Annotated in this window: 22 protein-coding genes; 11 read left to right on the plus strand and 11 right to left on the minus strand. The window is 67.6% G+C overall.

Annotation, left to right across the window (positions count from 1 at the left end; translation table 11 throughout):
* Position 1: 1 nt before the first annotated feature.
* From AC3IMC_RS10440 to AC3IMC_RS10450, 3 genes are read right to left on the minus strand one after another with little or no spacing between them, the layout of a single operon-like run.
* Entirely contained in the window at positions 2 to 1,180 is a 1,179-nt protein-coding gene (locus AC3IMC_RS10440; protein WP_490918482.1) for a Gfo/Idh/MocA family protein, read from the minus strand.
* 46 nt (positions 1,181 to 1,226) lie between these two features.
* Positions 1,227 to 2,354 (minus strand): Gfo/Idh/MocA family protein, encoded by a 1,128-nt coding sequence (locus tag AC3IMC_RS10445; protein WP_490918483.1) that lies wholly within the window; start codon positions 2,352 to 2,354, stop codon positions 1,227 to 1,229.
* Positions 2,351 to 3,109: a sugar phosphate isomerase/epimerase family protein gene (locus AC3IMC_RS10450; protein WP_490918484.1), complete on the minus strand. Its 759-nt coding sequence runs from the start codon at positions 3,107 to 3,109 to the stop codon at positions 2,351 to 2,353. Before AC3IMC_RS10450 ends, AC3IMC_RS10445 begins: the two co-directional genes overlap by 4 nt.
* A gap of 223 nt (positions 3,110 to 3,332) precedes the next feature.
* Between AC3IMC_RS10450 and AC3IMC_RS10455 the strand changes: the two genes are divergently transcribed.
* Positions 3,333 to 4,550, plus strand: a complete 1,218-nt coding sequence (locus tag AC3IMC_RS10455; RefSeq protein WP_490918485.1) for an ROK family transcriptional regulator — start codon at positions 3,333 to 3,335, stop codon at positions 4,548 to 4,550.
* A 29-nt stretch (positions 4,551 to 4,579) separates the two neighbouring features.
* Here AC3IMC_RS10455 and treS read toward each other — a convergent pair whose 3' ends face one another.
* Positions 4,580 to 6,856, minus strand: coding sequence for a maltose alpha-D-glucosyltransferase (gene treS / locus AC3IMC_RS10460; RefSeq protein ID WP_490918486.1), 2,277 nt, complete (start codon positions 6,854 to 6,856; stop codon positions 4,580 to 4,582).
* A gap of 282 nt (positions 6,857 to 7,138) precedes the next feature.
* Here treS and AC3IMC_RS10465 point away from each other — a divergent pair, with 282 nt between their 5' ends.
* Positions 7,139 to 8,023, plus strand: coding sequence for a GAF domain-containing protein (locus tag AC3IMC_RS10465; protein ID WP_490918488.1), 885 nt, complete (start codon positions 7,139 to 7,141; stop codon positions 8,021 to 8,023).
* Complete coding sequence (locus AC3IMC_RS10470; protein ID WP_490918489.1) at positions 8,020 to 8,949, plus strand: SGNH/GDSL hydrolase family protein; 930 nt, start codon at positions 8,020 to 8,022, stop codon at positions 8,947 to 8,949. Before AC3IMC_RS10465 ends, AC3IMC_RS10470 begins: the two co-directional genes overlap by 4 nt.
* A 7-nt stretch (positions 8,950 to 8,956) precedes the next feature.
* Here the strand turns inward: AC3IMC_RS10470 and AC3IMC_RS10475 are convergent, their stop codons facing one another.
* A complete protein-coding gene (locus AC3IMC_RS10475; protein ID WP_490918491.1) occupies positions 8,957 to 10,306 on the minus strand; it encodes a uracil-xanthine permease family protein in 1,350 nt (449 codons plus the stop codon).
* Positions 10,307 to 10,506: 200 nt separating this feature from the next.
* Here AC3IMC_RS10475 and AC3IMC_RS10480 point away from each other — a divergent pair, with 200 nt between their 5' ends.
* Both AC3IMC_RS10480 and AC3IMC_RS10485 read left to right on the plus strand, forming a co-directional pair.
* On the plus strand, positions 10,507 to 11,112 hold the full coding sequence (locus AC3IMC_RS10480) for a malonic semialdehyde reductase (protein WP_490918493.1): 606 nt from the start codon (positions 10,507 to 10,509) through the stop codon (positions 11,110 to 11,112).
* A gap of 162 nt (positions 11,113 to 11,274) precedes the next feature.
* Positions 11,275 to 11,814 carry a 2'-5' RNA ligase family protein gene (locus AC3IMC_RS10485; protein ID WP_490918691.1) on the plus strand — a complete coding sequence of 180 codons (540 nt, stop codon included), beginning with the start codon at positions 11,275 to 11,277 and terminating at the stop codon, positions 11,812 to 11,814.
* Here AC3IMC_RS10485 and pgm read toward each other — a convergent pair.
* Positions 11,811 to 13,475, minus strand: a complete 1,665-nt coding sequence (gene pgm / locus AC3IMC_RS10490) for a phosphoglucomutase (alpha-D-glucose-1,6-bisphosphate-dependent) (RefSeq protein ID WP_490918494.1) — start codon at positions 13,473 to 13,475, stop codon at positions 11,811 to 11,813. The two genes, AC3IMC_RS10485 and pgm, sit on opposite strands and share 4 nt — an antisense overlap.
* Before the next feature lie 240 nt (positions 13,476 to 13,715).
* On the opposite strand from pgm, the gene AC3IMC_RS10495 reads away from it, so the two are divergent.
* Entirely contained in the window at positions 13,716 to 14,681 is a 966-nt protein-coding gene (locus tag AC3IMC_RS10495) for a nuclease-related domain-containing protein (RefSeq protein WP_490918495.1), read from the plus strand.
* On the opposite strand, the gene AC3IMC_RS10500 is transcribed toward AC3IMC_RS10495, so the two are convergent.
* Positions 14,641 to 15,684 (minus strand): LysR family transcriptional regulator ArgP, encoded by a 1,044-nt coding sequence (locus tag AC3IMC_RS10500; RefSeq protein ID WP_490918496.1) that lies wholly within the window; start codon positions 15,682 to 15,684, stop codon positions 14,641 to 14,643. The two genes, AC3IMC_RS10495 and AC3IMC_RS10500, sit on opposite strands and share 41 nt — an antisense overlap.
* 70 nt (positions 15,685 to 15,754) lie before the next feature.
* Between AC3IMC_RS10500 and AC3IMC_RS10505 the strand changes: the two genes are divergently transcribed.
* Both AC3IMC_RS10505 and AC3IMC_RS10510 read left to right on the plus strand, forming a co-directional pair.
* Entirely contained in the window at positions 15,755 to 16,351 is a 597-nt protein-coding gene (locus tag AC3IMC_RS10505; RefSeq protein WP_490918497.1) for a LysE/ArgO family amino acid transporter, read from the plus strand.
* A gap of 51 nt (positions 16,352 to 16,402) precedes the next feature.
* On the plus strand, positions 16,403 to 16,846 hold the full coding sequence (locus AC3IMC_RS10510; RefSeq protein WP_490918498.1) for a DUF4190 domain-containing protein: 444 nt from the start codon (positions 16,403 to 16,405) through the stop codon (positions 16,844 to 16,846).
* Between the two features lie 59 nt (positions 16,847 to 16,905).
* Here the strand turns inward: AC3IMC_RS10510 and AC3IMC_RS10515 are convergent, their stop codons facing one another.
* Complete coding sequence (locus AC3IMC_RS10515) at positions 16,906 to 18,354, minus strand: purine-cytosine permease family protein (protein WP_490918499.1); 1,449 nt, start codon at positions 18,352 to 18,354, stop codon at positions 16,906 to 16,908.
* Positions 18,355 to 18,566: 212 nt separating this feature from the next.
* Complete coding sequence (locus tag AC3IMC_RS10520; RefSeq protein ID WP_490918500.1) at positions 18,567 to 19,265, minus strand: FadR/GntR family transcriptional regulator; 699 nt, start codon at positions 19,263 to 19,265, stop codon at positions 18,567 to 18,569.
* A gap of 133 nt (positions 19,266 to 19,398) precedes the next feature.
* Between AC3IMC_RS10520 and AC3IMC_RS10525 the strand changes: the two genes are divergently transcribed.
* The 3 genes from AC3IMC_RS10525 to AC3IMC_RS10535 are packed head-to-tail and all read left to right on the plus strand — an operon-like array spanning position 19,399 to position 23,557.
* Entirely contained in the window at positions 19,399 to 20,769 is a 1,371-nt protein-coding gene (locus AC3IMC_RS10525; protein WP_490918501.1) for an SLC13 family permease, read from the plus strand.
* A 51-nt stretch (positions 20,770 to 20,820) separates the two neighbouring features.
* A complete protein-coding gene (locus AC3IMC_RS10530; protein ID WP_490918502.1) occupies positions 20,821 to 22,044 on the plus strand; it encodes a CaiB/BaiF CoA transferase family protein in 1,224 nt (407 codons plus the stop codon).
* Position 22,045: 1 nt separating this feature from the next.
* A complete protein-coding gene (locus tag AC3IMC_RS10535) occupies positions 22,046 to 23,557 on the plus strand; it encodes a carboxyl transferase domain-containing protein (RefSeq protein ID WP_490918503.1) in 1,512 nt (503 codons plus the stop codon).
* A 19-nt stretch (positions 23,558 to 23,576) separates the two neighbouring features.
* Here AC3IMC_RS10535 and AC3IMC_RS10540 read toward each other — a convergent pair whose 3' ends face one another.
* Positions 23,577 to 24,023, minus strand: coding sequence for a LapA family protein (locus tag AC3IMC_RS10540; RefSeq protein ID WP_490918504.1), 447 nt, complete (start codon positions 24,021 to 24,023; stop codon positions 23,577 to 23,579).
* 191 nt (positions 24,024 to 24,214) lie between these two features.
* A complete protein-coding gene (locus AC3IMC_RS10545; RefSeq protein WP_490918505.1) occupies positions 24,215 to 24,418 on the minus strand; it encodes a hypothetical protein in 204 nt (67 codons plus the stop codon).
* Between the last annotated feature and the right edge of the window lie 20 nt (positions 24,419 to 24,438).

The raw sequence follows: 24,438 nt of genomic DNA on the forward strand, positions 1-24,438 counted from the left end.
GCTAGTGGCGGACCACGGTGAGGGTGCTTTTGTTGGCCGCGGATTCTTCCACGGCGTCCAGGATGTACTGGACGTTGAGTCCTTCTTCGAACGACGGCGAGGCCTGGGTTCCGTCCTTGATGGCGGTGAGGAAGTCACGGACCTGGTGGGTGAAGGTGTGTTCCCAGCCGATAATGTGCCCCTGCGGCCACCATGCCGCAAGGTAGGGGTGCTCCGGTTCGTTGACCAGGATCCGCCGGAAGCCCTGCTCCCTGACGGGTGCGGTGGCGTCCAGGAAGCCGAGCTCGTTCAGGTTCTCCAGGTCGAACAGGATGGTGCCCTTGTCACCGTAGATCTCGATCTGCAGGGAGTTCTTCCTGCCGCTGGCCACCCGGGAAACCTCCACTGAGGCGACCGCCCCGGAGGCGAGGGACAGCGTGGCCCAGGCGGCGTCGTCGACCGTTACCTCTTCCATGCCGCCCTTGCCGGGGCGCTGGTTGACGAAGGTGTTCAGCCGGCCGGAGACCTCGGTGACCTGGTCGCCGAGAAGGAACAGGACCTGGTCGATGGCGTGGGAAGCGATGTCACCCAGTGCGCCGGACCCGGCGGTTTCCTTGCGCAGCCGCCAGGTCATGGGGGCCTGGGCGTCGGCGAGCCAGTCCTGCAGGTATGCGGCACGGACGTGCCGGACCGTGCCCAGCCGGCCCTCGGCGATCAGTTCCTTCGCGAGGGCGAGGGCGGGGACGCGGCGGTAGTTGAAGCCGATCATCGACTGCACGCCCTTGGCCCGGGCCTTGGTAGCGGCGGCCGTCATGAGTTCGGCCTCGGCCAGGGTGTTGGCAAGCGGCTTTTCCACCAGGACGTGCTTGCCTGCCTCCAGCGCGGCAACGGCGATCTCGGCGTGCATCCAGCCCGGGGCGCAGATGTCGACGATGTCGATGTCGTCCCGGGTGATGACGGTGCGCCAGTCCGTGGCTGATTCGGCCCAGCCGTACTTCGCCGCGGCGTCGGCCACGGCGGTGGCATCCCGGCCCACGAGGACTTTCTGCTCAAAGGCCGGGACGTCGAAGAAGCTGGCCACGTTCCGCCACGCATTGGAGTGGGCCTTGCCCATGAAGGCGTAACCGATGGCGGCCACCCCCAGCGGGCGGGAGGCCGGGCGGGCGGCCTGGGGTTCGGTCGGGTGTGCGGGGGTGGTCATGGTGTGTTCCTGCGTGCTTCCTGCTTGCTGGGCTGGTTTTGCTGAATCAGATGGTGGCGGTTTCCGGTGCCCAGTCCTCGGGGAGGGCCGCGGCTGCCGGTGCCGAGCTTTCGACGTCGACGAACGTGCCGGAGTCGATGGATTCGCTGATGGAGACCATCGTGTCCAGGACGTGGTAGGCGAGGTCGCCGGTGGCGCGGTGGGGGACGCCGGCGCGGATGGAGCGGGCCATGTCCAGCACGCCCATGCCGCGGCCGTTCGCGGGGCCGGTGGCGGGGATGGTGGTCCAGTCCTCGTCGCCTGCGCGCCAGAGCTTGATGTCGCCGGTGAAGTAGTTGGGGTCCGGGAGCGAGAGGGTGGCCTCGGTGCCGGTGATTTCCACGAAGCCCATCCGGGTGCGGGGGGACTCGAAGGAGAAGACGCTGTGCGAGGAGGCGCCGGACTCGAACTGGGCCATGGCGGAAACGTGCGTGGGCACCTCGACGGTGAATTCCTCGCCTGCCCTGGGGCCGGAGCCGATGACGCGCACGTCCTTGGCCTTGGAGCCGACGGCGGCCACCTTGCGGATGGAGCCGAACGCCTGGATGAGGGTGGTGAGGTAGTAGGGGCCCATGTCGAACAGGGGGCCAGCGCCGTACTGGAACAGGAACGCCGGGTTGGGGTGCCAGGACTCCGGACCGGGGGTCTGGAACGTGGTCATCGCGGTCAGCGGGGTGCCGATGTCGCCGCGCTGGATCAGCCGCAGCGCGGTCTGGATGCCGGCGCCGAGGAACGTGTCAGGGGCGCAGCCGAGGCGGATGCCGGCGGAGTCGGCGGTCTTGAGCAGGCCCAGGCCGGATTCCCGGTCCAGGCTGAACGGCTTTTCGGTCCAGACGTGCTTGCCTGCGTTGACGGCGGCGGTGGCTACTTCAACGTGTGCGGCCGGGATGGTGAGGTTGACGATGATTTCGACGTCCGGATGTTTCAGGGCCTTGTCCACGCCTCCCCACTCGGAAATGCCGTATTCCTTGGCCCGGGCTTCGGCGGCCTCTTCGAAGAGGTCGGCGATGACATGGACTTTCAGGTCCGGGAACGCGGTCAGGTTGTCCAGGTACTGCTTGCTGATGACTCCGGCGCCGATGACGCCGACGCCGACAGGTCCTTTGCGGGCGGATGCTGCTGCGGGGGTGCTCACGCGGTGGCTCCTTCGGTGGTGCTGTTGTCTGCGTTGTTGAGGAAGGCCAGGCTCTGGGCGATGCCCTCGAAGATGTCCCCGGAGTAGTCGTCGAACTCCACCACGCCCACTTCGAGGGACTTTGCCGCGGCGATGACGTCCAGGACCGGTACCTTGCCCTGGCCCGCCGGCTGCTGGGCCTTGTTGTCCCTGGTCAACGGGCCGTCCTTGATGTGGATGAACTTCACCCGGTCACCGAGCTTGGCGAGGATGTCCACCGGGTCCTGGCCACCGACGGCAACCCAGTAGGTATCCACTTCCAGGACCAGTTCCGGGTCCAGCAGGCTTTCAAAGTACTCCAGTGCGGTGCGGCCATCAATAATGGACTCCAGCTCCCAGGCGTGGTTGTGGTAGCCCACCCTGATGCCGTACTCGGCTCCCTTCTTCGCCGCGGCGTTGAGCTTGGCGGCCGTGGCCTGGATGTCCTCGGCGTTCTGCCAGTGCTCCGCGGGCAGGTACGGGTCGATCACGGTGGTGATGCCCAGTTCCTTCGCTGCAGCGAAGATCTCGTCCTGGTCCTGGCTCATGAGCGGAGCGTGGCCGGACGGGGCCGTGAGGCCGTTCTCCTTCAGGGCGGCGCCGAGTTCCTTCGCCGTGGCCACGAAGTTGTAGGGCTCAACCTGCGTGTATCCGATGTCCGCCACCTTCCTGATGGTGCCGGGAAGGTCCTCGGAGATGGCGTTGCGGAGCGTGTACAGCTGCAGTGAGTAAGACATCGGGTTCCTTTGGGGTCGTTTCCTTCGAGCAGCGAGGTCGGGCGCTGACGGGTGGTCTTTCGTGCAGGATCACTGCGGCTGATGTCCGGCATTCCTTTAATGGATATGTGCATTCCATCACAACTTAGGACGACTTTTGCCGTGCTTCAAGCAAAAGTCGTTTGTGGCTCATCATACTTCTGTCGGAATGACAGCTGGAAGTAAGAGTGTTATGACTTAGACCATGACTCCAGCGACAGGTAAGCAGGCCGCGAAACACGCCGACGTCGGCAGCCTGTCGCGTGCGGGGGATCTCTTCCAGCTCCTGCGTGACGGCAAGGCCCGGACGCGTGCCGAGCTGGCACTGACCACCGGCCTCGCCCGCTCCACCGTCGCTTCCCGGATCGATGCCCTCATGTCCTCCGGCCTGGTGGGTCCGGCAGGCGAGGCAGTCTCCAGTGGCGGCAGGCCGCCGTCGCGCTTTGCCTTCAACCCGTCCGCCCGCCTGGTGCTGGCCGTGGATGTGGGGGCAACCCACGTGATCGTTGCCGTTACGGACCTCGGCGGAAAGATCCTTGCCGAGCACCGGCTCGAGCAGCAGGTGGCGGACGGACCGGAAGCGGTCCTGGACCAGGTGGTGGCCCAGGGCAAGGAGCTGTTGGCGTCCGCCGGACGCAGCGCGGGTGAACTCGCCGGCATCGGCATCGGGCTGCCCGGGCCCGTGGAGCACGACACCGGCAAGCCGGTGAAGCCGCCGATCATGCCGGGCTGGGACGGCTTCGACGTCGTCAGCTACGTCCAGCGGTCGCTGCCGGTCCACGTGCTGGTGGACAACGACGTCAACATCATGGCGCTGGGGGAGCAGACCGCTTACTGCCCCGAGCACGGCAACTTCTTCTTCGTGAAGGTGGCCACGGGCGTCGGCTCCGGCATCATCAGCAGCGGCGAACTGCAACGGGGCGCCAACGGCACAGCCGGGGACCTGGGGCACGTGCAGGTGGCGCGGGGCGGGGATGTCCTGTGTGCCTGCGGCAACTACGGGTGCCTGGAAGCTCTGGCGTCCGGGCCCGCCGTCGCGCGTTTCCTGCGTGGGCAGGGGCTGGACGTGGCCAAGGGCGCCGACGTGCTCCGGCTCGCCGCCGACGGAAACCTGCAGGCCATCCAGGCGCTGCGCCAGGCAGGCCGGGACATTGGCGAGGTGCTGGCCACCGTCGTGAACCTGCTCAATCCCTCCGTCATCGTGGTGGGCGGCAGCATGGGGGAAACCGGTGAGCACCTCGTGGCCGGCATCCGTGAGGTGGTGTACCGCCGCTCACCGGTCCTGGCCACCTCCCACCTGCGCATCAGCGTCTCGCGAGCGGGTGCCCAGGCGGCGGTCCTCGGGGCCAGCCAGCTGGTGACCCGGCACGTGCTCTCCCCGGCCGTCATCGAAGCCACGCTGACGGCCGCCGCAGCCGGGTAGCGCCGGGTTTCCCGGCGCCACCCCAGGCTTTAGGCTTCGGCCTCCGGCTCAGGCGCCTCGGTCAGCAGCAGCGCGGTGCCGCCGTAGGCCGGCAGTTCGAGGAAGAAGCTGTGCAGGTCATCCACCTGCCCCACGGTCTCCCCCGAGAACAGGTCCTTGACGTTGGCTCCAGAGGGCAGCTCGTTTGACTGGATGCTGCCGGCGATGTCCTGTCCGGAGAAGTTCAGAGCCGTGACCTGCAGCGAACCGTCCTTCAGCCGGTTGACCAGCACCAGTGCCCCGCGGTTGGAGACCTCGGGCACGTCGAGCAGCGTGCCCGTGGCGATGCCGTTGTCCTCCCGCACCGCAAGAATCCGCTGCAGCCGCCGCGCGAACGAGTCCGGATCCTGCAACTGCTCGGGCAGCGGCCCGTAGAGGCTCCGCGCGCGGGGCATGCCTGCCGAGGACGTCGTGGCGTCCGGGCTTGTCCCCATGAGGTCGTGGGCACCGCGGTTGATCCACCGGGTGTCGCCCTGGGCGGTCAGCTCCCGGACGCTGCTGCGGTCCAGGGCCATGATGCCCGTGAGGTCCCAGCCTGACAGCGCGAAGACGCCCGGCTGCAGGGCGTTGTACATGGCCAGGAGCAGGTGGACGTCCCGGATCTGGGCTTCCTGTTCCGGCGTGACGGTGGCCGGATCCTTGATGCCCAGGGCGGCCATGATGAAGCTGACCGTGGTGCAGGCGATGCCGTTGGTGGTGAACACCGCGTTGTACGGCCCGTTCTCGCCGGTCAGCCGCTCGCGCAGGGTCTGCTGGACCTGTTCGGCAAGCTCCCCGCCCGTCAGTTCCTCCCCGTTGAGTTCGAACATCTCGTCCCGGTGTCCGGCGGCGAAGTGCAGGAGCTCGTAGGTGAGTTCGTCATGGTTCTGGAGGGCATGGACCAGCGAGGCCTGGTCCACCCCGATCTCCATGGACAGCCGCAGCGTGAGCCGCAGGAACTCGGTATCCGCCGTGACCAGGGAGTAGTGGTAGGCGGGCCGGGTGATGAAGTCATAGGAGAGGTCCGGGCCTGATTCGGAGGTCGCCTTGATGTCGTCGATGGTGAGGTTCAGTTCCTGGAAGGAGAACCCGCCCACCTTGCGGATCATGGAGCCGATCAGCTGGTTGGCCGCCTCGGACAGCGGGTGGCCCTCGGACCAGCCGGGCTGTTCCTCGGCGCTCTTTTCCACGCCCAGGAACCCGTTGGCGTCCAGCCGGAGTGCACCCGTGCCGAGGTCCACCAGGGAGTGCAGCGCATCGCCCACCACCAGGCGCATGCCCGCGAAGGTGGGGTCCAGCCAGTTGATGGAGGGCTGGCCGGCCTTGAAGTAGTGCAGGTAAACCCAGCGGCGGGTCTTTCCCGTGGTGTCCACGATGGGCCGGGTGGCGCTCCAGTTGGTTTCCTTCACTCCCGGCTCGTAGAAGATGACCCGCTGCAGCCTGCCGATGATGTAACCGGCTTTCTGCAGCGCCTGCTCGGAGTCGGGGCTGAGGTTGACCGAATCGGCACCCTCCGGGACATCCGGAAGCAGGTTCCAGTCCTCTTCCGGGATGTCCACCATGTGGTAGATCCCGGGGTAGTCCCGGAAGTTCATCTCGGCCAGCCGGAAGTCCGCGCCCTTGCCGGTGTGGCCCGGGACGATGTCGTCAATGACCGTGCCCTCGTGCTCGGCCGCCACCTCGCACATCCGGCGGAACTCGTCCTCGGTGCCAAAGACGGGGTCGATGGCCATGCTGATGCGGTCGAAGTGGCCGTCCACGCTGGGCGTGTGGGACCAGCCGCTGATGCCGCCGGCCAGTTTCACTGGTCCGGTGTGGATCCCCCGGATCCCGATTTCGCGGAAGGCTTTCCACATTTCCGGATCGCCCAGGGCGGAGAGGAACGACTGGCCGGTACGGGTGATGAAGGACAGCGGGTAGGCGGTGAACCACACGGAGGCGCGTTCGACGGCGGCCCGCGGATTCGGGTGCGCATAGGAGTTCTGCCACATGCTGGCCTGTCCGGACAGCTGCCGGGCGAGGGTGTTCGCATCTCCAAGCATCGCCTGGTTGCGCAGCCACTCCACGTACGCCGCGTTCCGTCCGTCGAATTCAAAGGACGGCCGGTCACCCACGAACTGGCGCCGGCGCGCGATGGGCCTCAGGGCCTTCGGGCGGGCTGCGAAAAACTGTTCATCGAAAGTGGCATCCAGCTCCGCGGCCGGTTCGGCCGCGTTCTGGTCCACTTCCCCATTACCTGCGGCGGCATCCGATTCAGAAATGCGCTCGCTGGTATCAGGCTCCCGCATAAGCTCCTCTTTCCCTTGCTCGTTTCCGTGCTGGCGTGGATGCTTCCAAACCCCTGTCCAGGCAAACCGTACCCATGTGGACAGGGACTATTCGGTGCTCCCTCTCCCGATGCTACTGCCCGGGCCCGTGGCGGAAGCAAGGATGCAGGGCTCGGCGCGGCCCGTGCGGCGAATCCCCCAATTCCCCCAATTGATGGATTCACGCACCTTCACCCGCTTTCCGGACGTATTCTTAAAAATAGGTTTTGCAGTAGGCCGCCCGCTTTTTACCAAGGCTGGAACATGGCCGCTGAACCTTCGGGGCAGGTTGGCTGGGGACCGCTTCCAGTTCCACCGGAGCCGGTTTACGACAGCAAGGATGTCGAAACCTACCTCTGGGAAGTCGCTCATGACTTCATGAGGGACATCAAGGGTGACCGCCGCAGCATCGGCTGGGCCGCCACCCTCTTCCGGCTTGGAAAAGCGCGCACGCTTGCGGCCAGCACGGAACAGGCGCGCGAGGCGGACCGGGAACAGTGCTCCTTCGCGGACGGGCCGCTGATGGAGGCTCTGCGCAGCGGGGAGTTCGTGGTGGTCTCGGACCTCAGCCGCGACCGGCGGTGGCCCGGTTATGCCAGCGCAGCCGCCGCCCATGGCGTGCAGTCCCTGCTCGCGGTCCCCATCTTCAGCGAAGGCGCAACCAGCGCGGCCATCACTCTCTACGCACCCGTGCCGCACGCCTTCACCAGCGATGACCTGCTCGCAAGCCACAACTACGCCCGCCAGATGGCCCGCGCCCTGCGCGTTGTGGTCCGCGTTGCCGAGCGTGCTGAAGCGACGGCGGGTATCGCCGTCGTCCAAAGCTCCCTGGTCCTGGTGGACCTGGCGGTGCGCAGCCTGATGAATGAATACGGCCTCACCCGGGAGGGTGCGCTGCGGTTCCTGCAGACGCAGGCACTGCACCACGAGGTTGACCTCCGGGACGCGGCCTTGAACGTTGTGGCCCCGGGCGGGTTGAACCCGGGCGGCGGGCAGCCTCCGGGGCCGGGGCAGGAAACGTACGACGGCGTCACGGAGCTACCGCGGCCGTCGGCAGTGGGGCGGGACCTTCCAACCGGAACGTCGCCCCGGAAGGACGGTGCGGCGGAGGCAGAACCCCCGCGCGCCGCGGAAGGGAGGACGGCATGACCATCGAGAAACAGGACGTGCGGGCCGGCGCGGACACGGCGGGCCACCCCTGGCACCGTTTCGTTGCCTTGGGGGACTCCTACACGGAAGGGGTGGGCGACCCTGAGCCGCGGAGCCTGGGCGGCCTTCGCGGCTGGGCTGACCGGGTGGCCGAGGAACTGACGGCCGGGCAGGCGGATTTCGCGTATGCCAACCTGGCCATCCGCGGCCTGCTGCTGCGGCAGATCCTTGACGGGCAGCTGGCAGCCGCGCTGGCGCTGAAGCCGGACCTGGTGGCCATCGCCGCCGGCGGCAACGACATCATCTTCCGGCACGGCGACCCGGACAAGCTCGCGGACAAGCTGGACCAGGCCATCGGCACCCTGGCAGCCACGGGAGCCACCGTGCTCCTGTTCGCCGGCCCGGACTGGGGCAACACCCCTGTCTTCAGCACCATCCGCGGGCGCGTGGCGATCTACAACGAGCACCTGCATTCGATCGGGGCACGCCATCACGCCGTGATGGTGGACCTCTGGTGCCTGCCCGAACTCCAGCACGCGCTGATGTGGGACCCGGACAGGCTGCACCTGTCCCCGCTGGGACACCACGCGGTGGCCATGGCAACCCTCAACGCCCTGGGCGTGCCGCACACCCTTGAGCCACTGCAGCCCCGGCCGCTTCCTGCCCACGGCTGGACGCAGGCCAGGGCCGAAGACCTGGTGTGGGTGCGGCAGTACTTCGTCCCATGGGTCCTGAAACAGTTGCGTCCGCACCCGGCCGCAGCGTCACTTGCGGCAAAGCGGCCGCAGCCGGGCCCCGTGTTCGGCCTGGGCCGGCCGGGCCCCTTCCCGGCAGGGCACCCGGCCGTTGCTCCAGCCACCGTGAAGACGGTCACCCAGGGTACGGGTGCTGGTGGCAGGGGTGCCGTGATGGGCGACGTGGCCTAGGCGGGCTTCAGCGCTTCTTGGGAGTACGCTTGGCGGCGTTCATCGCTGCCCTGACGGCCGGCGGCAGCCCGGACTGCTCGGATTCCGGCTCGGCCACGCTGCCGCGCACCTTCGCGATGGCCCGCATCCCGTGGTAGATCACCAGGGCTGCCGCGGATCCGAGGGCGATGCCGTTGAACTTGAGGTCGCCGACGGTCCACGTGTAGTCCGCAATGCCGATCACCAGGGCCACTGCGGCGGTGGTCAGGTTCACCGGGTTGGAGAAGTTCACCTTGTTCTGCACCCAGATCTTCACGCCCAGGACGCCGATCATGCCGTACAGCATGGTGGCTGCACCGCCCAGCACGCCCGGCGGGACCGTGGCGATCAGTTCGCCGAATTTCGGCGAGAAGCTCAGCAGGATGGCGAAGATGCCTGCCACCCAATAGGCCGCCGTCGAATAAACCTTGGTGGCCGCCATGACGCCGATGTTCTCGGCGTAGGTGGTGGTGCCGGACCCGCCGCCGAAGCCCGCCAGGACAGTGGCGGCGCCGTCGGCCATCAGCGCACGTCCGGAGACGCCGTCGAGGTTCTGCCCGGTCATGGCGGCAACGGACTTCACGTGGCCGATGTTCTCTGCCACCAGCACCAGGACCACGGGCACGAAGAGGCCCAGGACGCCGATGTGGAACTCGGGGGTCTGGAAGTGCGGCAGGCCCACCCAGGCGGCGGCGTCCATCTTGTCGAACTTCACCTCGCCGCGGAGCATGGCCACCAGGTAGCCCACCACCACGCCCACCAGGATGCTGAGCCGGCCCAGAATCCCGCGGAACAGGACGCTGACCAGGATGATGGTTGCCAGGGTGACGACGGCGGTGACCGGCGCGGCGTCGAAGTTCTGCTTGGCTGCCGGGGCAAGGTTCAAGCCGATCAGCGCCACGATGGCGCCGGTGACGATGGGCGGCATGAGCCGGTTGATCCACTCGGCGCCGAACTTCTGCACGACCGCGCCCACCAGCGCCAGGACCACGCCGGCCAGCACCACCCCGCCGAGCGCTCCGGGGACTCCGAACTGCTGCTGGGAGGCCATGATGGGTGCGATGAACGCGAAGCTTGAACCCAGGTAGCTGGGGATCCGGCCCTTGGTGATCACCAGGAAGAGCAGGGTGCCGATGCCGGAGAAGAACAGCGTGGTGGCCGGGGGCATGCCGGTGATGAGGGGAACAAGGAACGTCGCGCCGAACATCGCCACCACGTGCTGCATGCCCACGCCGATGGTGAGCGGCCAGGCCAGCCGCTCGTCCGGCGCCACGACGCCGCCCGGCTTGATGGTTTTACCGGTGCCGTGCAGCTTCCATTTGATTCCGAGCATGCTCATGGGAAGGAATGCCTTTCAGGGGGTGCCTCGAGGGGGCGAAGATCAACTCGCTCCAGAATACTCCCCGGCCTCCCGGCCGGATTCCCTGTGGCCAAGGTCACCGGCCGTCATGGGAAGAGGGTCGAAGCGCTTGAAGTTGCAACTATGGAAAGCAACGAGGCCACCCCCGGAAGGCGGGGCGGCGCAGCGAAAGGTACGCAATGACTATTGCCCATGAAGAAGCGGTTATCGATTCGGCAGCCGTCGACGCCATCTTTGCCCAGGCCCGGACCGCCAACTCCTTTACCGGAGAAGTGACCGAGGAGCAGGCCCAGGCCATCTACGAACTCACCAAGTTCGGTCCCACAGCTTTCAACTCCCAGCCGCTGCGCGTCACTTACGTCCGTTCCGACGAGGCCCGCGCCACCCTGGTCGACGCCCTGTCCAAGGGCAACCGCGCCAAGACCGCATCCGCGCCGCTGGTGGCGATCCTCAGCTACGACACCGACTGGGCCGGCAAGTGGGACGACTTCCTCCCCGGCTACAACGCCCCCAAAGCCATGTACGACGCCGACCCTGAACTGGCCGCCGCCACCGGCAACAACAACGCGCACCTGCAGGCCGGCTACTTCATCCTGGCCGTCCGCTCGCTCGGGTTCGCCGCCGGCCCCATGACCGGCGCGGACTTCAACGCGATCGACGCCGCCTTCTTCCCGGCCGGTGACCAGAAGAGCTTCCTGGTGGTCAACATCGGCCAGCCGGGTGAGGATGCCTGGGGCGAGGCAAAGCCCAAGTTCTCCTACGACGACGCCGTCCGCACCGTCTAACCCCCACCGGAGCCATCACCTCCTGCAAGTTGTTCCGGGACGCCCCATCACGTCCTGCCCGCTATTTCCAAACGCGCCATCACCTAGCGATGGCGCGTTGGGTTTTAACGGCAGGACGTGATGGGGCGTTTGCGGGGGAGGTGGGAGACTGTGGCTATGCCCATGCGGAACCTGATCTTCGTGGCGTTCGTCGAGCCGGTGGCTGACGGCCAAGTGTTCCCGCGCACGAACTGGCCGCTGCACATCACCTTGGTGAGATTCGACGTCGACTCCCCGGCAAGTGCCGACCCCGCCGGGTTCCTTGCGGGGCAGGCGGAGGCGCCGGCCATGGCAGCGCTCGGGGCGGACCTGAGGGTAGGGGAGGACGCAGGTTTCGGGCGGAACGGCTCGGTGCCTGTCAGCCTCGTCGACCCGCACCCGGCCCTGCAGTCGCTGCACGAGAAGTTGGTGCAGGCGGTCGTGGATGCGGGCGGCAAAATCCTGACCCCGCGCCACACGCTGTCCGGCTACCGCCCCCACGTCTCCCACCACGCCGCTCCGGGAGCGGGCATTAAGCGCCTGAGCCAGGGCGACGCCGTCGTGCTTGACTGCATCGCCCTGGTGGACATGGCGCCCGATGGCGACCACACCATACGGCGCGTTCTCCGGCTGTGGCGCCTCGAAGCTCACGAGGTGGGGCCGGAAGCCAGCCTTGGACGCTAGGCGATGACGCTGTCCACCAGCGCCTTGGCTTCGGCCTGCACCTGCTTCAGGTGCTCCTCGCCCTTGAAGGACTCCGCGTAGATCTTGTACACGTCCTCGGTACCGGACGGCCGTGCGGCGAACCATGCGTTCTCGGTGACGACCTTCAGGCCTCCGATGGACGCGCCATTGCCCGGTGCCTCGGTGAGCTTGGCGGTGATCGCCTCGCCCGCCAGTTCGGTGGCAGTGACGTCCGCAGCGGAGAGCTTGCCCAGCTTGGCCTTCTGCTCACGCGTGGCGGCGGCGTCGATCCGGGCGTAGACCGGGGCGCCGAACTGGTCCGTGAGGCCCTTGTACAGCTGCGATGGGGACTTGCCGGTGACGGCAGTGATTTCGGAAGCCAGCAGGGCCAGCAGGATGCCGTCCTTGTCCGTGGTCCAGACGCTGCCGTCCCGCTTGTTGAAGGAAGCGCCGGCGGATTCCTCGCCGCCGAACGCGCCCTCACCGGAGAGCAGACCCGGCACGAACCACTTGAAGCCCACGGGAACTTCCACGAGCTTGCGGCCCAGGCTTTCGGCCACCCGGTCGATGATCGAGGAGGACACCAGGGTCTTGCCCACCACCGAGTTGGGGTTCCAGCCGCTGCGGTTCCGGTACAGGTAGTCGATGGCGACGGCGAGGTAATGGTTGGGGTTCATCAGTCCGCCGTCGGGGGTGACGATGCCGTGGCGGTCCGCGTCCGCGTCGTTGCCCGTGGCCACGTCGAAGGCCGGCTGCCCGGAGGACTTGGCGTCGGACATCCGCTGGATCAGAGACGCCATCGCGGACGGTGACGAGCAGTCCATCCGGATCTTCTCGTCCCAGTCCAGCGTCATGAAGGCCCATTGGGGGTCCACAGTCGGGTTCACCACGGTGAGGTTGAGGTGGTGGCGCTCGGCGATCTCGCCCCAGTAGTCCACGGACGCGCCGCCCATGGGGTCGGCGCCGATCCGCACCCCGGCGTTGCGGATGACGTCCAGGTCCAGGACGGACGGGAGGTCATCCACGTAGCTGCTGAGGAAGTCGAACTTGCCGGTGGTGTCCGCGGCCTGGGCGTCGGCCAGCGGGATCCGCTTGACGCCGCGCAGCCCGTTCTCCAGCAGCTCGTTGGCGCGGTTGGCGATCCATCCGGTGGCGTCGGAATCCGCGGGGCCGCCATGCGGAGGGTTGTATTTGAAGCCGCCGTCGGCCGGCGGGTTGTGGCTCGGCGTGACCACGATGCCGTCCGCCTGCGGGGCGCCGGGCGCAGCCTTCCGGTTGTAGGTGAGGATCGCGTGGCTCAGTGCCGGGGTGGGGGTGTAGCCGTGGCGGGCGTCGACGAGGACCTGGACACCATTGGCAGCCAGCACCTCCAGGGCGGAGTTCTGTGCCGGCTCGCTCAGCGCGTGCGTGTCCTTGGCCAGGAACAGCGGGCCGGTGACGCCCTGCGCCGCCCGGTACTCCACGATCGCCTGGGTGATGGCGACGATGTGCGGCTCGTTGAAGGACGCCTTCAGGCTGGAGCCGCGATGCCCGGAGGTCCCGAACACCACGCGCTGGCCGGGATCGGCCAGGTCCGGTGAGATGTCGTAGTACGCGTCAAGGAGCGCAGTGATGTCAACAAGGTCCTGGGGTTGGGCAACTGTACCCGCGCGGCTAGCCATGGCTACAGCATGCCAGAAGCTGGCACGAGTCAAAACGACGCGCCCAGAATCCGGACCCTGTGACATGCCATGACGTTCGCCAACCAAGTAGTCCACCTGAGTACAGGGCCCGGAAAGTACTTATATACCGGGCGCCCGGCGCGCTGCATACTTTCAAGAAAATCCGGGAAAACCACTGAAGCAACGGACGACGGCGGCCTGCCGCCGCCGTCCTGTCCGGCAGGGAAGCGGGGACGTCCGATGGGGGCAGGAGACGGGGCAGCGGAGCAGTCCAGGCTGGCTGCCGAGAGGGTTGCCAGGCTTAAGCGGCAGCTGGACCAGGCCGAGCGGACCACGAAGGCGTGGGACGCCGGTGCCGCAGGCGAGCGGGTGGTGGCCGACAAACTCAGCGAGTTGGTACCGCGGGGCTGGTACGTGCTGCACGACGTCCACTGGCCGGGGCGACCCAAAGCGAACCTGGACCACGTCCTCGTCGGGCCGGGCGGGGTCGTGGTGGTGGACGCGAAGAACTGGACCGGCGAGGTGCGGGTGGCATCCGGGGTGCTGTGGCAAGGACGCTATGCCCGGACCCAGGCTGTGGAAGGTGCCCTGGCACAGTGCGCAGCGGTGGCGTCGGTGCTGACACCGCCGCACCGCCGGCTGGTGCGGCCGCTGATCTGCATGGCCGCGCAGCCCGAGCTCTTCGGCATCACCAGTTCCGATGTTGCCGTGGCCGGTTCCCAGCGCCTGGTGGGGGCCATCGAAGCCTTGCCTCCCGTGCTGGACCAGCAGGCAGTGATGGGGCTTTACGAGTACCTGGGCCAGCAGCTCACCCATGAACAGGAACCCGGCATCACGGCACTGCGAAATGTCCGGCCCGGAGCCGTGGTCCGGCCGGCAGGTGCCCTGCCGCCCCGCGCGCCCCGCCCGGACGCGTCGAAGGGGTCGGGCCTGGCCGGGGGAGTGGACAGGGCCGGGGCACTGGACAGGAGCCGGAACGGCAGTGCCTCCCGGCATCCGGCGGGCCGTGCCCTGCCCAAAGCGGGCCCATCGGCCGGAGCGGGAGCACGTGCGGGGTCGGGGGCGTCAGGATCAGGACGGGCAGGATCAGGGGTCGGGCGCAGCATGAAGGCACACCAGCATGGCGGCACCAGCGGGGGCAGGCTCGCGCTGCTGGCGGCGTTCGTCATTTTTGCCGTGTATATCCTGCCCTACTTGGGCCACTAGTTCCGCGCACAGGTTCTGACGGGACGGACCCGCCGGCGTGCCCCGACGGCTGCCGGAGTTGCTCTTTCGCGGCGCTGCGGACTGCAGCGGATACCCGGTTGAGCCGATCCGAATCCAACGACCAGGCCTGCCAGTACAGGGGGACGTCCTCGTAGGCAGCATCCTCGAGCCGGACCAGGGTGTTGTCTGCTGTCCCCTGCCCTGCCGTGCGCTGCCCTGTCCTGACGTGCCCTGTCCTGGCGTGCCCATTCCGGCTGCGCCCTTTCCCGAACTCCAGCTTCCCGGCCAGCTGAAGCTCGGGGAGCATCCCCCAGCCCAGGCCCGACGTGACGGCGGCGAGGAACCCTTCCGAGGACGGCACGGTATGCGTCGGCGGGGACTGGGCCACGCCTTTGGAATCGAGCAGCTGCCGCTGCAGGTTGTCCTTCGCGTTGAACTTCAGGACCGGCATGGCAGCCCAATCGATGCCGCCGGAGGCAGAGTAGCGCCGGACGAGTTCCGGGGTTGCCACCGGGAGGTACCTCATGTGGCCCAGCAGTTCCACGCGGCATCCGCTGACGGGGATGGGGTCGGACGTCACGGCGCCCATCACGGTTCCTTCGCGCAGCAGCTGGCTGCTGTAGCCCTGGTCCTCCACGTGGAGGTTAAGGACGGCGTCCGTCCACTCCGCCGCGCGGTGCAGGACCGGGACGAACCAGGTGGCCAGGGAGTCCGCATTGATGGCCAGTGGCAGGCGGGCGCGCGCAGGTGAGGCGGCTCCAAGGGCCGCGGACGTTTCCGCCTCCAGCAGCTGCACCTGCCGGGCCATCCGCAACAGCAGGGACCCGGCGTCGGTGGCTGTGCACGGCAGCCGGCGGCGCACCAGGACCTGGCCCACCGAGGCTTCCAGCGCCTTGATCCGCTGGCTCACGGCGGACGGCGTGATTCGAAGCAGGTCAGCCGCCGCCTCGAAAGTACCCTCGTCGATCACCGCGGTGAGGGCTTTAAGGTGCTCAAGATTCATGAAGAAATTCTAATGAAAGACGAGAATCCGTTATTTGCCTGATCTCCGTCGGCTATCTACCGTCAATGGCATGATGACTGCTGGGATCACCGGGCTGCTGACGGGGTTGGCGCTGATCGTGGCGATCGGCGCCCAAAACGCGTTCGTCCTGCGCCAGGGGATCCGGCGGGAACATGTTGGCTCCGTGGTGGCCGTGTGCATGGCCGGCGACGCGCTGCTGATCGTCGGCGGCACGGCCGGAGTCGGGGCGTTGGTGACACGCTTCCCGCAGGCCCTGGAAGTGCTGCGCTGGGCCGGGGCCGCGTACCTGGTGTGGTTCGCTGTGCGGTCGTTCCGGGCGGCCCTGAATCCCTCTGCCCTGGCGGAGCAGGCACCCCGCTCACGGCACTCGGTGGTGGCCACCACGGCGGCCCTGACGTTCCTCAATCCGCACGTCTACCTGGACACCGTGGTGCTGCTGGGCAGCCTCGCCAACCAGCAGGGCCCGGGGCTGCGCTGGACTTTTGCCGGCGGGGCGGTCACGGGCAGCATCCTCTGGTTCTCGGTACTTGGATACGGTGCCAGGGCCCTTGCCGGAGTCCTTCGGAGTCCCCGCACCTGGCGGTGGATCGATGCGGGCATTGGCGTGCTGATGATCATCCTGGCGGTATGCCTGGTCCTGCACTAACGGCCAGCCCGCCCTGACGTACGCTGGAATCCGAGCCGCAGGGGAGAAACCATGAGCAACCAGCCGTCCCACTACCCCGAGCACCAGCGCCCGGACTACCAGGGCCGGGACTACCAGCGTCCCGAACACCAGCGTCCCGGCTACGGGCCGCAGGGGGCGCCGTGGCCCGACTACCAGGCCCCAGGCGCATACGGGCAGAGTTCCCCCTATGGCCAACTGCCCTACTATGGACAGCCCGCCGGACCGAAGACCCTGAGCATCGCCAGCATGGTGTGCGGCATCGCCTCGGTCATCATGGGCTGGCTGATGATTCCGCAGGTCGCGGCGATCGTCACCGGGCACTTGGCGCTCCGCCGCGAACCCTCCGGGAAAGGCATGTCCATCGCCGGCCTGGTGCTGGGATACCTGTGCCTGCTGGGCTGGGGTGCCATGTGGCTGCTGCTCATTATCGGCCTGGCGCTCGCCGCTACAAACGGCACCAGCGGCACCTTCTAGCGACTCTTCCCCCTCCTGCGCGGCCGCCGGGCACCTGCCTGCGCGGCCGCCGTCGTCCGTTATCCGGCCCGTACCTGTGCTGCCGCCGCAGCTTCAGCCGGGGACTCCGGATAGATGGACTCCGCGGGGGCGCGGTTGGTGGCCTTGGCCCACGGGTAATAGACAGCCAGGGTCGCCACGATGCCCACCAGCCAGGAAATGTCCGCACCGCCCAACAGCTTGGTGACGGGCCCGGTGTACAGTGCCTGCGCCAGGAACGGGATCTGGATAACGACGCCGATTCCGTAGGAAACCAAGGCTGCCACGTTCCAGCGGCCGTAGCGTCCGTCGGGGTTGTAGAGCGCGGGGATGTCCAGCCTGTCCCGCGAGATCTTGTAGTAGTCCACGAGGTTGATCACGGACCAGGGCGTGAACACCATGAGCAGCAGCAGGACGAAATTCTTGAACAGGTTCAGGAAGTCCTTGCTGGCAAATAGGGCAATGAGCACGCTGGCTCCGATGACCGCGATGATGAAGGCAATCCGCACGGTCCTGGACACCGAGTCCCGCCGGTTCAGCGCCGTGCTGATGGTGACTCCGCACATGAAGGCGCCGTAGGCGTTGAGGCAGTTAACCGTGAGTTTTCCGGTGACGATCATCAGGTAGATGAAGACGGCGATCAGGCCGCCGCCGGCCAGGTCGCCCATGTAGCCCACCTGGTTCTTCAGGAAATCGCCACCGAGCTTTGCGGCGGAGAGGCCGCCTGCCAGGGCGCCCAGGGTCATGGCCCACTGCGCGCCGCCCACGGAGCCGGCGAACGTGTACCAGAAGGTCTTCCGTTCCGAGGTGTCGGCCGGGAGGTAGCGTGAGTAGTCGGCCACGTAGGGGCCAAAGGTCAGCTGCCAGCCTGCGCCCAGCGCAACGGCGGTGAGGAAGGTGGGCCATTCGAAGCCCTTCACCATCATCACCTGGGTGACGTCGAACTTCGTGGTGACAGCCAGTGTCAGGTACAGGAAGCCGGCCAGGCCCAGCACGGTGGCGACGCGTCCCAGTGCGTGGATGTACTTGTAGCCCAGAATGGCCAACAATGCTGTTGCGGCCCCAAAGATCAGGATTCCGACGGCGGGAGAGTCCACACCGAGCATGAGGTTGATGGCCTGCCCCGAGAGGACGGTGCCCGTGGAGGCGAACCCTACGTACATCAGAATCACCAGCGCCAGCGGGATCACAGCCCCGTAGACGCCGAACTGGGCGCGGCTGGAAATCATCTGCGGCAGGCCCAGCCGGGGCCCCTGGGCCGAGTGGAGTGCCATCACCGCTCCGCCAAGGACGTTCCCCACGAGCAGGCCGATGATCGCCCAGAAGGCATCGGCGCCGAACACCACGGCCAGGGCGCCGTCCACGATGGCCGTGATTTGGGCGTTGGCGCCAAACCATAGCGTGAACTGTCCGCGCGGGCTTCCGTGGCGCTCGCCCGGCGGAATCATGTCGATTGATCGTGCCTCAACGGCGGTACTGCCTCCGGCCATGCCCAAACTCCTCAGTGATGAAAACGTAGGCTCCATCACATCGGAATCCGTGCCCGGGCAACACCGCCCAGGGTGCCGCAGTGTCCGGGAAACCAGACATTTTGGCGTGTCACTTGCAAGGGTCCCCTCCCAATGGACGGGTCCCCCCGCGCACGACCGGCGGACTGGTCCGCGGAGCGGTGAGTTGTCGAGCTGGTGCGGCTTGGCCGCTGCTAGCGGAGCAGCTCCACGTCCGAGACAAGTTCAATGTGCGCCAGCATGGCCGTGGCGGCAGCATCCGGGTCCTGTGCACGGATGGCGTCGGCGATCTTCTTGTGGGAGGCCAGCGACTGCTCCGGCCTGCCCGGCTGGCCCAGGGACTCCATCCGGGTTTCCAGGATCATCTCCGCGATGAAAGCCATCAGCTGCGCGAGCACCGAGGAGTGGGCCGCGGCGGTGATGGCCTGGTGGAAGAGCTCATCCCCGTGGGCGCCGCGATCGCCGTCGTTGATTTCGCGGGCCATGACATCGAGGGCGTGGTCAATAGCGGCGAGGTCGTCCTCCGTACGGCGTTCCGCAGCCAGCGCCGCGAGCTTTCCCTCCAGCGTGCTGCGGGCCTCGACGATTTCCGGCAACCGGCTCCGGTGTTCGCGCAGCCCCTTGATCACGGAGGCCACGCTGGGGCGCCGCGCCAGGACGGCGCCGGTACCGTGCTGCACGTCGATGACACCCAGCACCTCAAGGGCCACGAGGGCCTGGGCCAGGGTGGCACGGGAGACTCCGAGCCGCTCGGCAAGGTCGCGCTCGGCCGGCAGCAGGTCTCCCGGGCGGAGCTGGGCGGACTCGATGTAGGCAAGGATCTGCTCCACCAGCTGTTCGTAGAGCCGGGGCCGCGTGACCCGCTCCAAACCTGCCCGTGCCGTCTTCTCCACAGTTCCTCCTGAGGTTAACCAGGACCAGAATACCCCGCGCCCCTATTGACAGATAGACTCACTCTCTAAGAGGCTAGTCCAGTGAGCCAGTAACTCACGTCACATTCTTTCTTTCCCCACTGGAGGACCAACGATGTCCGCTCCTGTTTTATCGATCATCATCCTCGCGGCGATGTTCCTGCTCGCCACTGTCCTGCCCCTCAACATGGGCGCGCTCGCCTTTGTGGGCGCGTTCCTGCTCGGCGCCGTGGTGCTGGGCATGTCCACCAACGAGATCCTTTCCAACTTCCCCGGCGGACTCTTCCTCACGATCGTCGGCGTCACCTACCTCTTCGCGATAGCCCAGAACAACGGCACCATCGACCTGCTGGTCCGCGGCGCCGTCAAGCTCGTGGGCAGCCGCGTGGCCCTCATCCCCTGGGTCATGTTCGCCATTACCGCTGTGATCACGGCCGTGGGCGCACTGTCTCCCGCCGCCGTCGCCATCATCGCCCCCATCGCGCTGAGCTTCGCCGGAAAGTACAAGATCAGCCCCCTGCTGATGGGCATGATGGTGATCCACGGCGCCCAGGCCGGCGGCTTCTCGCCGATCGCCGTGTACGGCGTCACGGTCAACGGCATCCTGGCCAAGACCGACCTCGCCTTCAGCCCCACGGCGCTGTTCCTCTCAAGCCTCATCTTCAACCTCGTCATCGCGCTGGTGCTCTTCGTCGTCCTGGGCGGCAAAAACCTCATGTCCTCCAAGGTCGGCCACTTCGTGGAGCAGGCAGCCGAAGCCCGGATGTCCGTCAGCGTCGGAGCCAGGGCCGCCGGCGGCGACGTCCCGTTCAAGGGCTTCGGCTCCGGCATGTACGACCCCCGCGACCCGGCCGGCGACGGCGTTGCGGCCACCAAGGAGCGCAAGGAGCGGATCCCGCAGCTGGTCTCCATCGCCGGCCTGGTCGTCCTCGCCGTCGTCGCCCTCGGTCTGAAGATGGACGTCGGATTCGTCTCCATCACCATCGCCATCGTGCTGGCCCTGGTCTCTCCCGCGGCACAGAAGGGCGCCATCAACAAGATCAGCTGGTCCACGGTGCTGCTCATCTGCGGCATGCTCACCTTCGTCGGCGTCCTGGAAGAAGCCGGCACCATCAAATTCGTCTCCAACGGTGTCGCCGGTTTGGGGATGCCCCTTGTGGCCGCCCTCCTGATCTGCTTCATCGGCGCCATCGTCTCCGCCTTTGCATCCTCCACCGCCATCCTGGCCGCGCTCATCCCGCTCGCCGTCCCCTTCCTCTCCACCGGCGAGATCGGCGCCGTCGGCGTCATCTGCGCCCTCGCCGTCTCCGCCACGATCGTGGACGTCTCGCCCTTCTCCACCAACGGCGCCCTGGTGCTCGCCAACGCCCCCGAAGGCGTGGACAAGGACCAGTTCTACAAGCGGATCCTCGGCTACAGCGGAATCGTCATCGTGGCCGGACCCGTCCTGGCCTGGCTTGCCCTGGTGGTCCCCGGCTGGCTCTAACCGGCGCAACCACCTGAGAGCCGCCCGTCTTTGAGAAAGGAAACCCCGCACATGAGCTCAGCAGAGAATTCCCCAGGCCCGCTGGCCGGGCACACCGTCGTCGACCTCAGCCGCGCACTGGCCGGACCGCACGCCGGCATGATGCTCGCTGACCTGGGCGCCCGCGTCATCAAGGTGGAGAATCCGGGAACGGGGGATGACACCCGGGGCTGGGGTCCGCCCTTCGTTGGTCCCGAGGGCAACCTGCAGTCCACCTACTTCATGTCCTGCAACCGCAACAAGGAATCCATCACCCTGGACCTGAAAAGCGGGGACGGACAGGCGGTACTGCGTGGTCTCCTGGAGCGGGCCGACGTTGTCATCGAGAACTTCCGGCCCGGCGTCATGGACCGGCTGGGCTTCTCCACTGCCGCAATGCATGAGCTCAACCCCCGGCTGGTGATTCTTTCCATCACGGGCTTCGGCCATGACGGGCCCGAGTCCCGGCGCAGCGGCTACGACCAGATCCTCCAGGGCGAAGCCGGCCTGATGTCCCTCACCGGGTCGGGGCCGGACGACCCCCAACGCGTCGGCGTCCCGATCGCGGACCTGCTCTCCGGCATGAACGGGGCGCTCGGTGTGCTGGCCGCGCTGGTGGAGCGGTACCGGACCGGCCAGGGGAAGGTGGTGCGCACTTCACTGCTGGCATCGCTGATCGGCGTCCACGCTTTCCAGGGCACCAGGACCACGGTCGCGGGAGAAGTGCCGCAGGCCCAGGGCAACCACCACCCGTCCATCGCGCCCTATGGGCTGTTCACCTGCAAGGACGGGAGCGTGCAGATCAGCGTGGGCAGCGAGAAGCTGTGGGCCTCGTTTGCCTCGGCCTTCGGCCTGGACCCCGCTGCCCCGGGCTTTGCCAGCAACGCCGAACGGGTGCGGAACCGGGCAGGGGTGATAGCCGACGTCGAACGCGCCTTTGCTGGATACGGCGCGGAGGAACTGCTGCAAAAACTGGACGACGCCGGGATCCCGGCAGGGAAGGTCCGTTCGCTTGACGAGGTGTACGCCTGGGAGCAGGTGGCCTCCCAGGGCCTGGTGGTGGACGTTGAGCATCCGTTGCTGGGCAAGGTGAGCCTGCCTGGCCCGCCGCTGCGGTTCTTCGCACCCGGCGATGCCGCGGAGACGACGCTGACCGAACACGACGCGCCACCGCTCCTGGACGAGGACGGGCCGGCCATCCGGGAGTGGCTGGGCCTGGCCGCGGCCGGTGCAGCCCCGGCCGCGGGGGCCAAGTAGCATGCCGACGGCGGAAAAGGTGCGGCATCTGAGCGCCACCGAACTCCTGGACATCGTGGTGGATGAAGGCTCCTTCGTCTCCTGGGACGCCCCGCCGGAACAGCCCGTGCTTTCCGAGGACTACGCCCGCGACCTGGCCAAGGCACGCGAGCGCAGCGGCACCGACGAGTCCGTGATCACCGGCGCCGGGCTGATCCGTGGCCGCCGGGTGGCGCTGATTGTCAGCGAATTTTCCTTCCTGGCCGGGTCCATCGGCCACGCCGCGGCGAAGCGGATTGTCGCCGCCGTCGAGCGTGCCACCGCGGAGGGACTGCCCTTGCTGGCAGGTCCCGCGTCCGGGGGGACACGGATGCAGGAAGGGACGCTCGCGTTCCTATCCATGGTGAAAATCACCGGCGCCGTCCGGGCGCACCGCCAGGCCGGGCTTCCCTACCTGGTCTACCTGCGGCACCCCACCACCGGCGGGGTCATGGCGTCCTGGGGATCCTTGGGGCACATCAACGTCGCTGAACCCGGAGCGCTGCTGGGCTTCCTGGGCCCCCGGGTCTACGAAGCCCTCTACGGCGAAGCGTTCCCGGACAACGTGCAGGTGGCGGAGAACCTCTTCAACAAGGGGCTGATCGACGGCGTGGTGCAGCCAGAGGACCTTGCGGACCTCGTGGCCCGCGCGCTGGACATCCTGTCCACCACGTGCGGTGCGGGGCTGGCCGTGCCGCCTCCCGAAACATTGGCCGTGCGGCCTGCTGCCGTGGACGCCTGGACATCGATCGGGATTTCCCGCCGGCAGCGGCGCCCGGACCTGCGCCAGCTCCTGAAGTTCGGTGCGGGCGACGCCCTTCCCCTCAATGGAACCGGGCAGGGGGAGAAGGACCCCGGGCTGCTGCTGGCGCTGGCGCGCTTCGGCAGCCAGTCCTGCATCGTCCTGGGCCATGCGCGGCCGCTGCGCAAGGACGCCGCGGGCATGGGGCCCGGTTCACTGCGCGAGGCGCGCCGGGGCATGAAGCTGGCGGAGGAACTGGGGCTGCCGCTGCTCACCGTCATCGACACGGCCGGGGCGGCGCTGTCCCAGGAAGCGGAGGAGGGCGGGCTCGCCGGCGAAATCGCGCGCTCACTGCACGAACTGATCGGCCTGGAATCGCCGTCGGTTTCCGTGTTGCTGGGCCAAGGAGCCGGGGGAGGGGCCCTGGCCCTGCTGCCGGCGGACCGGACCATCGCTGCCCAGCACAGCTGGCTGTCGCCGCTGCCCCCGGAAGGCGCCAGTGCCATCGTTCACCGGACCACGGCCTTCGCGCCCGCCATGGCCGAGGCCCAGGGCGTGAACGTTGCCTCGCTGTACGCGAGCGGCCTGGTGGACCACATCGTGGATGAGCGTGGCGATGCGTCGCTCGAGCCACGCGAGTTCTGTGCCCGCATGGCCCGCGCCATCGAATACGAGCTGGGAGCGGTGGCAGGGGTTCCTGTGCCGAAGCTTGTGGCTGCCCGGGCCCTGAAGTTCGGCAACCTGGGCAGCTGAGGCCGCCGCCTGGCGGGACCTACCTCCGCTGTTGGATCCGTGCCCGGTGTGCATTGGCGCGCAGCTGAAGGATGCGTGCGCCGCCCGCTGCCGCCACCAGCACGCCGCCGGTCACGGCCGCGATAAACAACGCCATTCCGAGCGGAACAGCGCCCTCGAGGCCGAGGAACTTTACCAGGACCAGCTCCTGGTTCTGCAGGATGAAGATGATCAGCAGGATCAGCAGCACCAGGGCGGCAACAACGGCTGCCCAGATGACGCCGGTGCGGGTGACCTTGCGTTCCGGGGCGGCAGGCACCGGGGCCGTCCCGGCCGAGGGTGTCCCCGCGCTGGTGGAGTAGGAAGGCGCGTTGCCGTAGCTTCCGGCAACACCGCCTTCCGGGGCGGGGGCGGTGTCCTGCGGCGTCACTGTTCTGCCCGGTTCCCGCCGGCCCTCGGGTCCTGGCGAGTATTGTCCTGCGCTCATGCTCGTCCCCTTTCCCAGAATGCTAAGCATGCTTATGGTGCAACCTTAGCCGTCCCGATCGCCGGAGCACAACGGACCCGCGGGGCAGGCGGCCATGCGCCGTTATGCCCACCGGCCCGTCGTCGGGGGGTATGCGCCGGAGGCCGGGCATGGCGGAAGGGCCCCTTGGAGGCCCTTCCGTGGCAACAGGCTCAGACCCGTTCTTTGCTCCGCTCGGCCGAAGGCGTGCGGGGCGTTGGCGTCCTGCGCCAGCTGGGGAATGCCCAGAACGTGAAGTCCTGCGCCTTGACCCGTGGCTCCGGTGTCTCCACCGGGGTTTCCTGCTCGGCTTCAGGCCGGCGGTCGGCTTCCTTCTTGTAACCGCGCCCAAAGTCCTTGCTGTATCCGTAGCACATCACAGACCTCCTTATGGTGA

Source organism: Arthrobacter sp. E70 (assembly GCF_058266945.1).

Bases quoted from the DNA above. Each gene is read 5' to 3' on its own strand.
- AC3IMC_RS10440 (WP_490918482.1), bottom strand. From the start codon at position 1,180: ATGACCACCCCCGCACACCCGACCGAACCCCAGGCCGCCCGCCCGGCC.
- AC3IMC_RS10450 (WP_490918484.1), bottom strand. From the start codon at position 3,109: ATGTCTTACTCACTGCAGCTGTACACGCTCCGCAACGCCATCTCCGAG.
- AC3IMC_RS10455 (WP_490918485.1), top strand. From the start codon at position 3,333: ATGACTCCAGCGACAGGTAAGCAGGCCGCGAAACACGCCGACGTCGGC.
- treS (WP_490918486.1), bottom strand. From the start codon at position 6,856: ATGCGGGAGCCTGATACCAGCGAGCGCATTTCTGAATCGGATGCCGCC.
- AC3IMC_RS10465 (WP_490918488.1), top strand. From the start codon at position 7,139: ATGGCCGCTGAACCTTCGGGGCAGGTTGGCTGGGGACCGCTTCCAGTT.
- AC3IMC_RS10470 (WP_490918489.1), top strand. From the start codon at position 8,020: ATGACCATCGAGAAACAGGACGTGCGGGCCGGCGCGGACACGGCGGGC.
- AC3IMC_RS10475 (WP_490918491.1), bottom strand. From the start codon at position 10,306: ATGAGCATGCTCGGAATCAAATGGAAGCTGCACGGCACCGGTAAAACC.
- AC3IMC_RS10480 (WP_490918493.1), top strand. From the start codon at position 10,507: ATGACTATTGCCCATGAAGAAGCGGTTATCGATTCGGCAGCCGTCGAC.
- AC3IMC_RS10485 (WP_490918691.1), top strand. From the start codon at position 11,275: ATGCGGAACCTGATCTTCGTGGCGTTCGTCGAGCCGGTGGCTGACGGC.
- pgm (WP_490918494.1), bottom strand. From the start codon at position 13,475: ATGGCTAGCCGCGCGGGTACAGTTGCCCAACCCCAGGACCTTGTTGAC.
- AC3IMC_RS10495 (WP_490918495.1), top strand. From the start codon at position 13,716: ATGGGGGCAGGAGACGGGGCAGCGGAGCAGTCCAGGCTGGCTGCCGAG.
- AC3IMC_RS10500 (WP_490918496.1), bottom strand. From the start codon at position 15,684: ATGAATCTTGAGCACCTTAAAGCCCTCACCGCGGTGATCGACGAGGGT.
- AC3IMC_RS10505 (WP_490918497.1), top strand. From the start codon at position 15,755: ATGATGACTGCTGGGATCACCGGGCTGCTGACGGGGTTGGCGCTGATC.
- AC3IMC_RS10510 (WP_490918498.1), top strand. From the start codon at position 16,403: ATGAGCAACCAGCCGTCCCACTACCCCGAGCACCAGCGCCCGGACTAC.
- AC3IMC_RS10515 (WP_490918499.1), bottom strand. From the start codon at position 18,354: ATGGCCGGAGGCAGTACCGCCGTTGAGGCACGATCAATCGACATGATT.
- AC3IMC_RS10525 (WP_490918501.1), top strand. From the start codon at position 19,399: ATGTCCGCTCCTGTTTTATCGATCATCATCCTCGCGGCGATGTTCCTG.
- AC3IMC_RS10530 (WP_490918502.1), top strand. From the start codon at position 20,821: ATGAGCTCAGCAGAGAATTCCCCAGGCCCGCTGGCCGGGCACACCGTC.
- AC3IMC_RS10535 (WP_490918503.1), top strand. From the start codon at position 22,046: ATGCCGACGGCGGAAAAGGTGCGGCATCTGAGCGCCACCGAACTCCTG.
- AC3IMC_RS10540 (WP_490918504.1), bottom strand. From the start codon at position 24,023: ATGAGCGCAGGACAATACTCGCCAGGACCCGAGGGCCGGCGGGAACCG.
- AC3IMC_RS10545 (WP_490918505.1), bottom strand. From the start codon at position 24,418: ATGTGCTACGGATACAGCAAGGACTTTGGGCGCGGTTACAAGAAGGAA.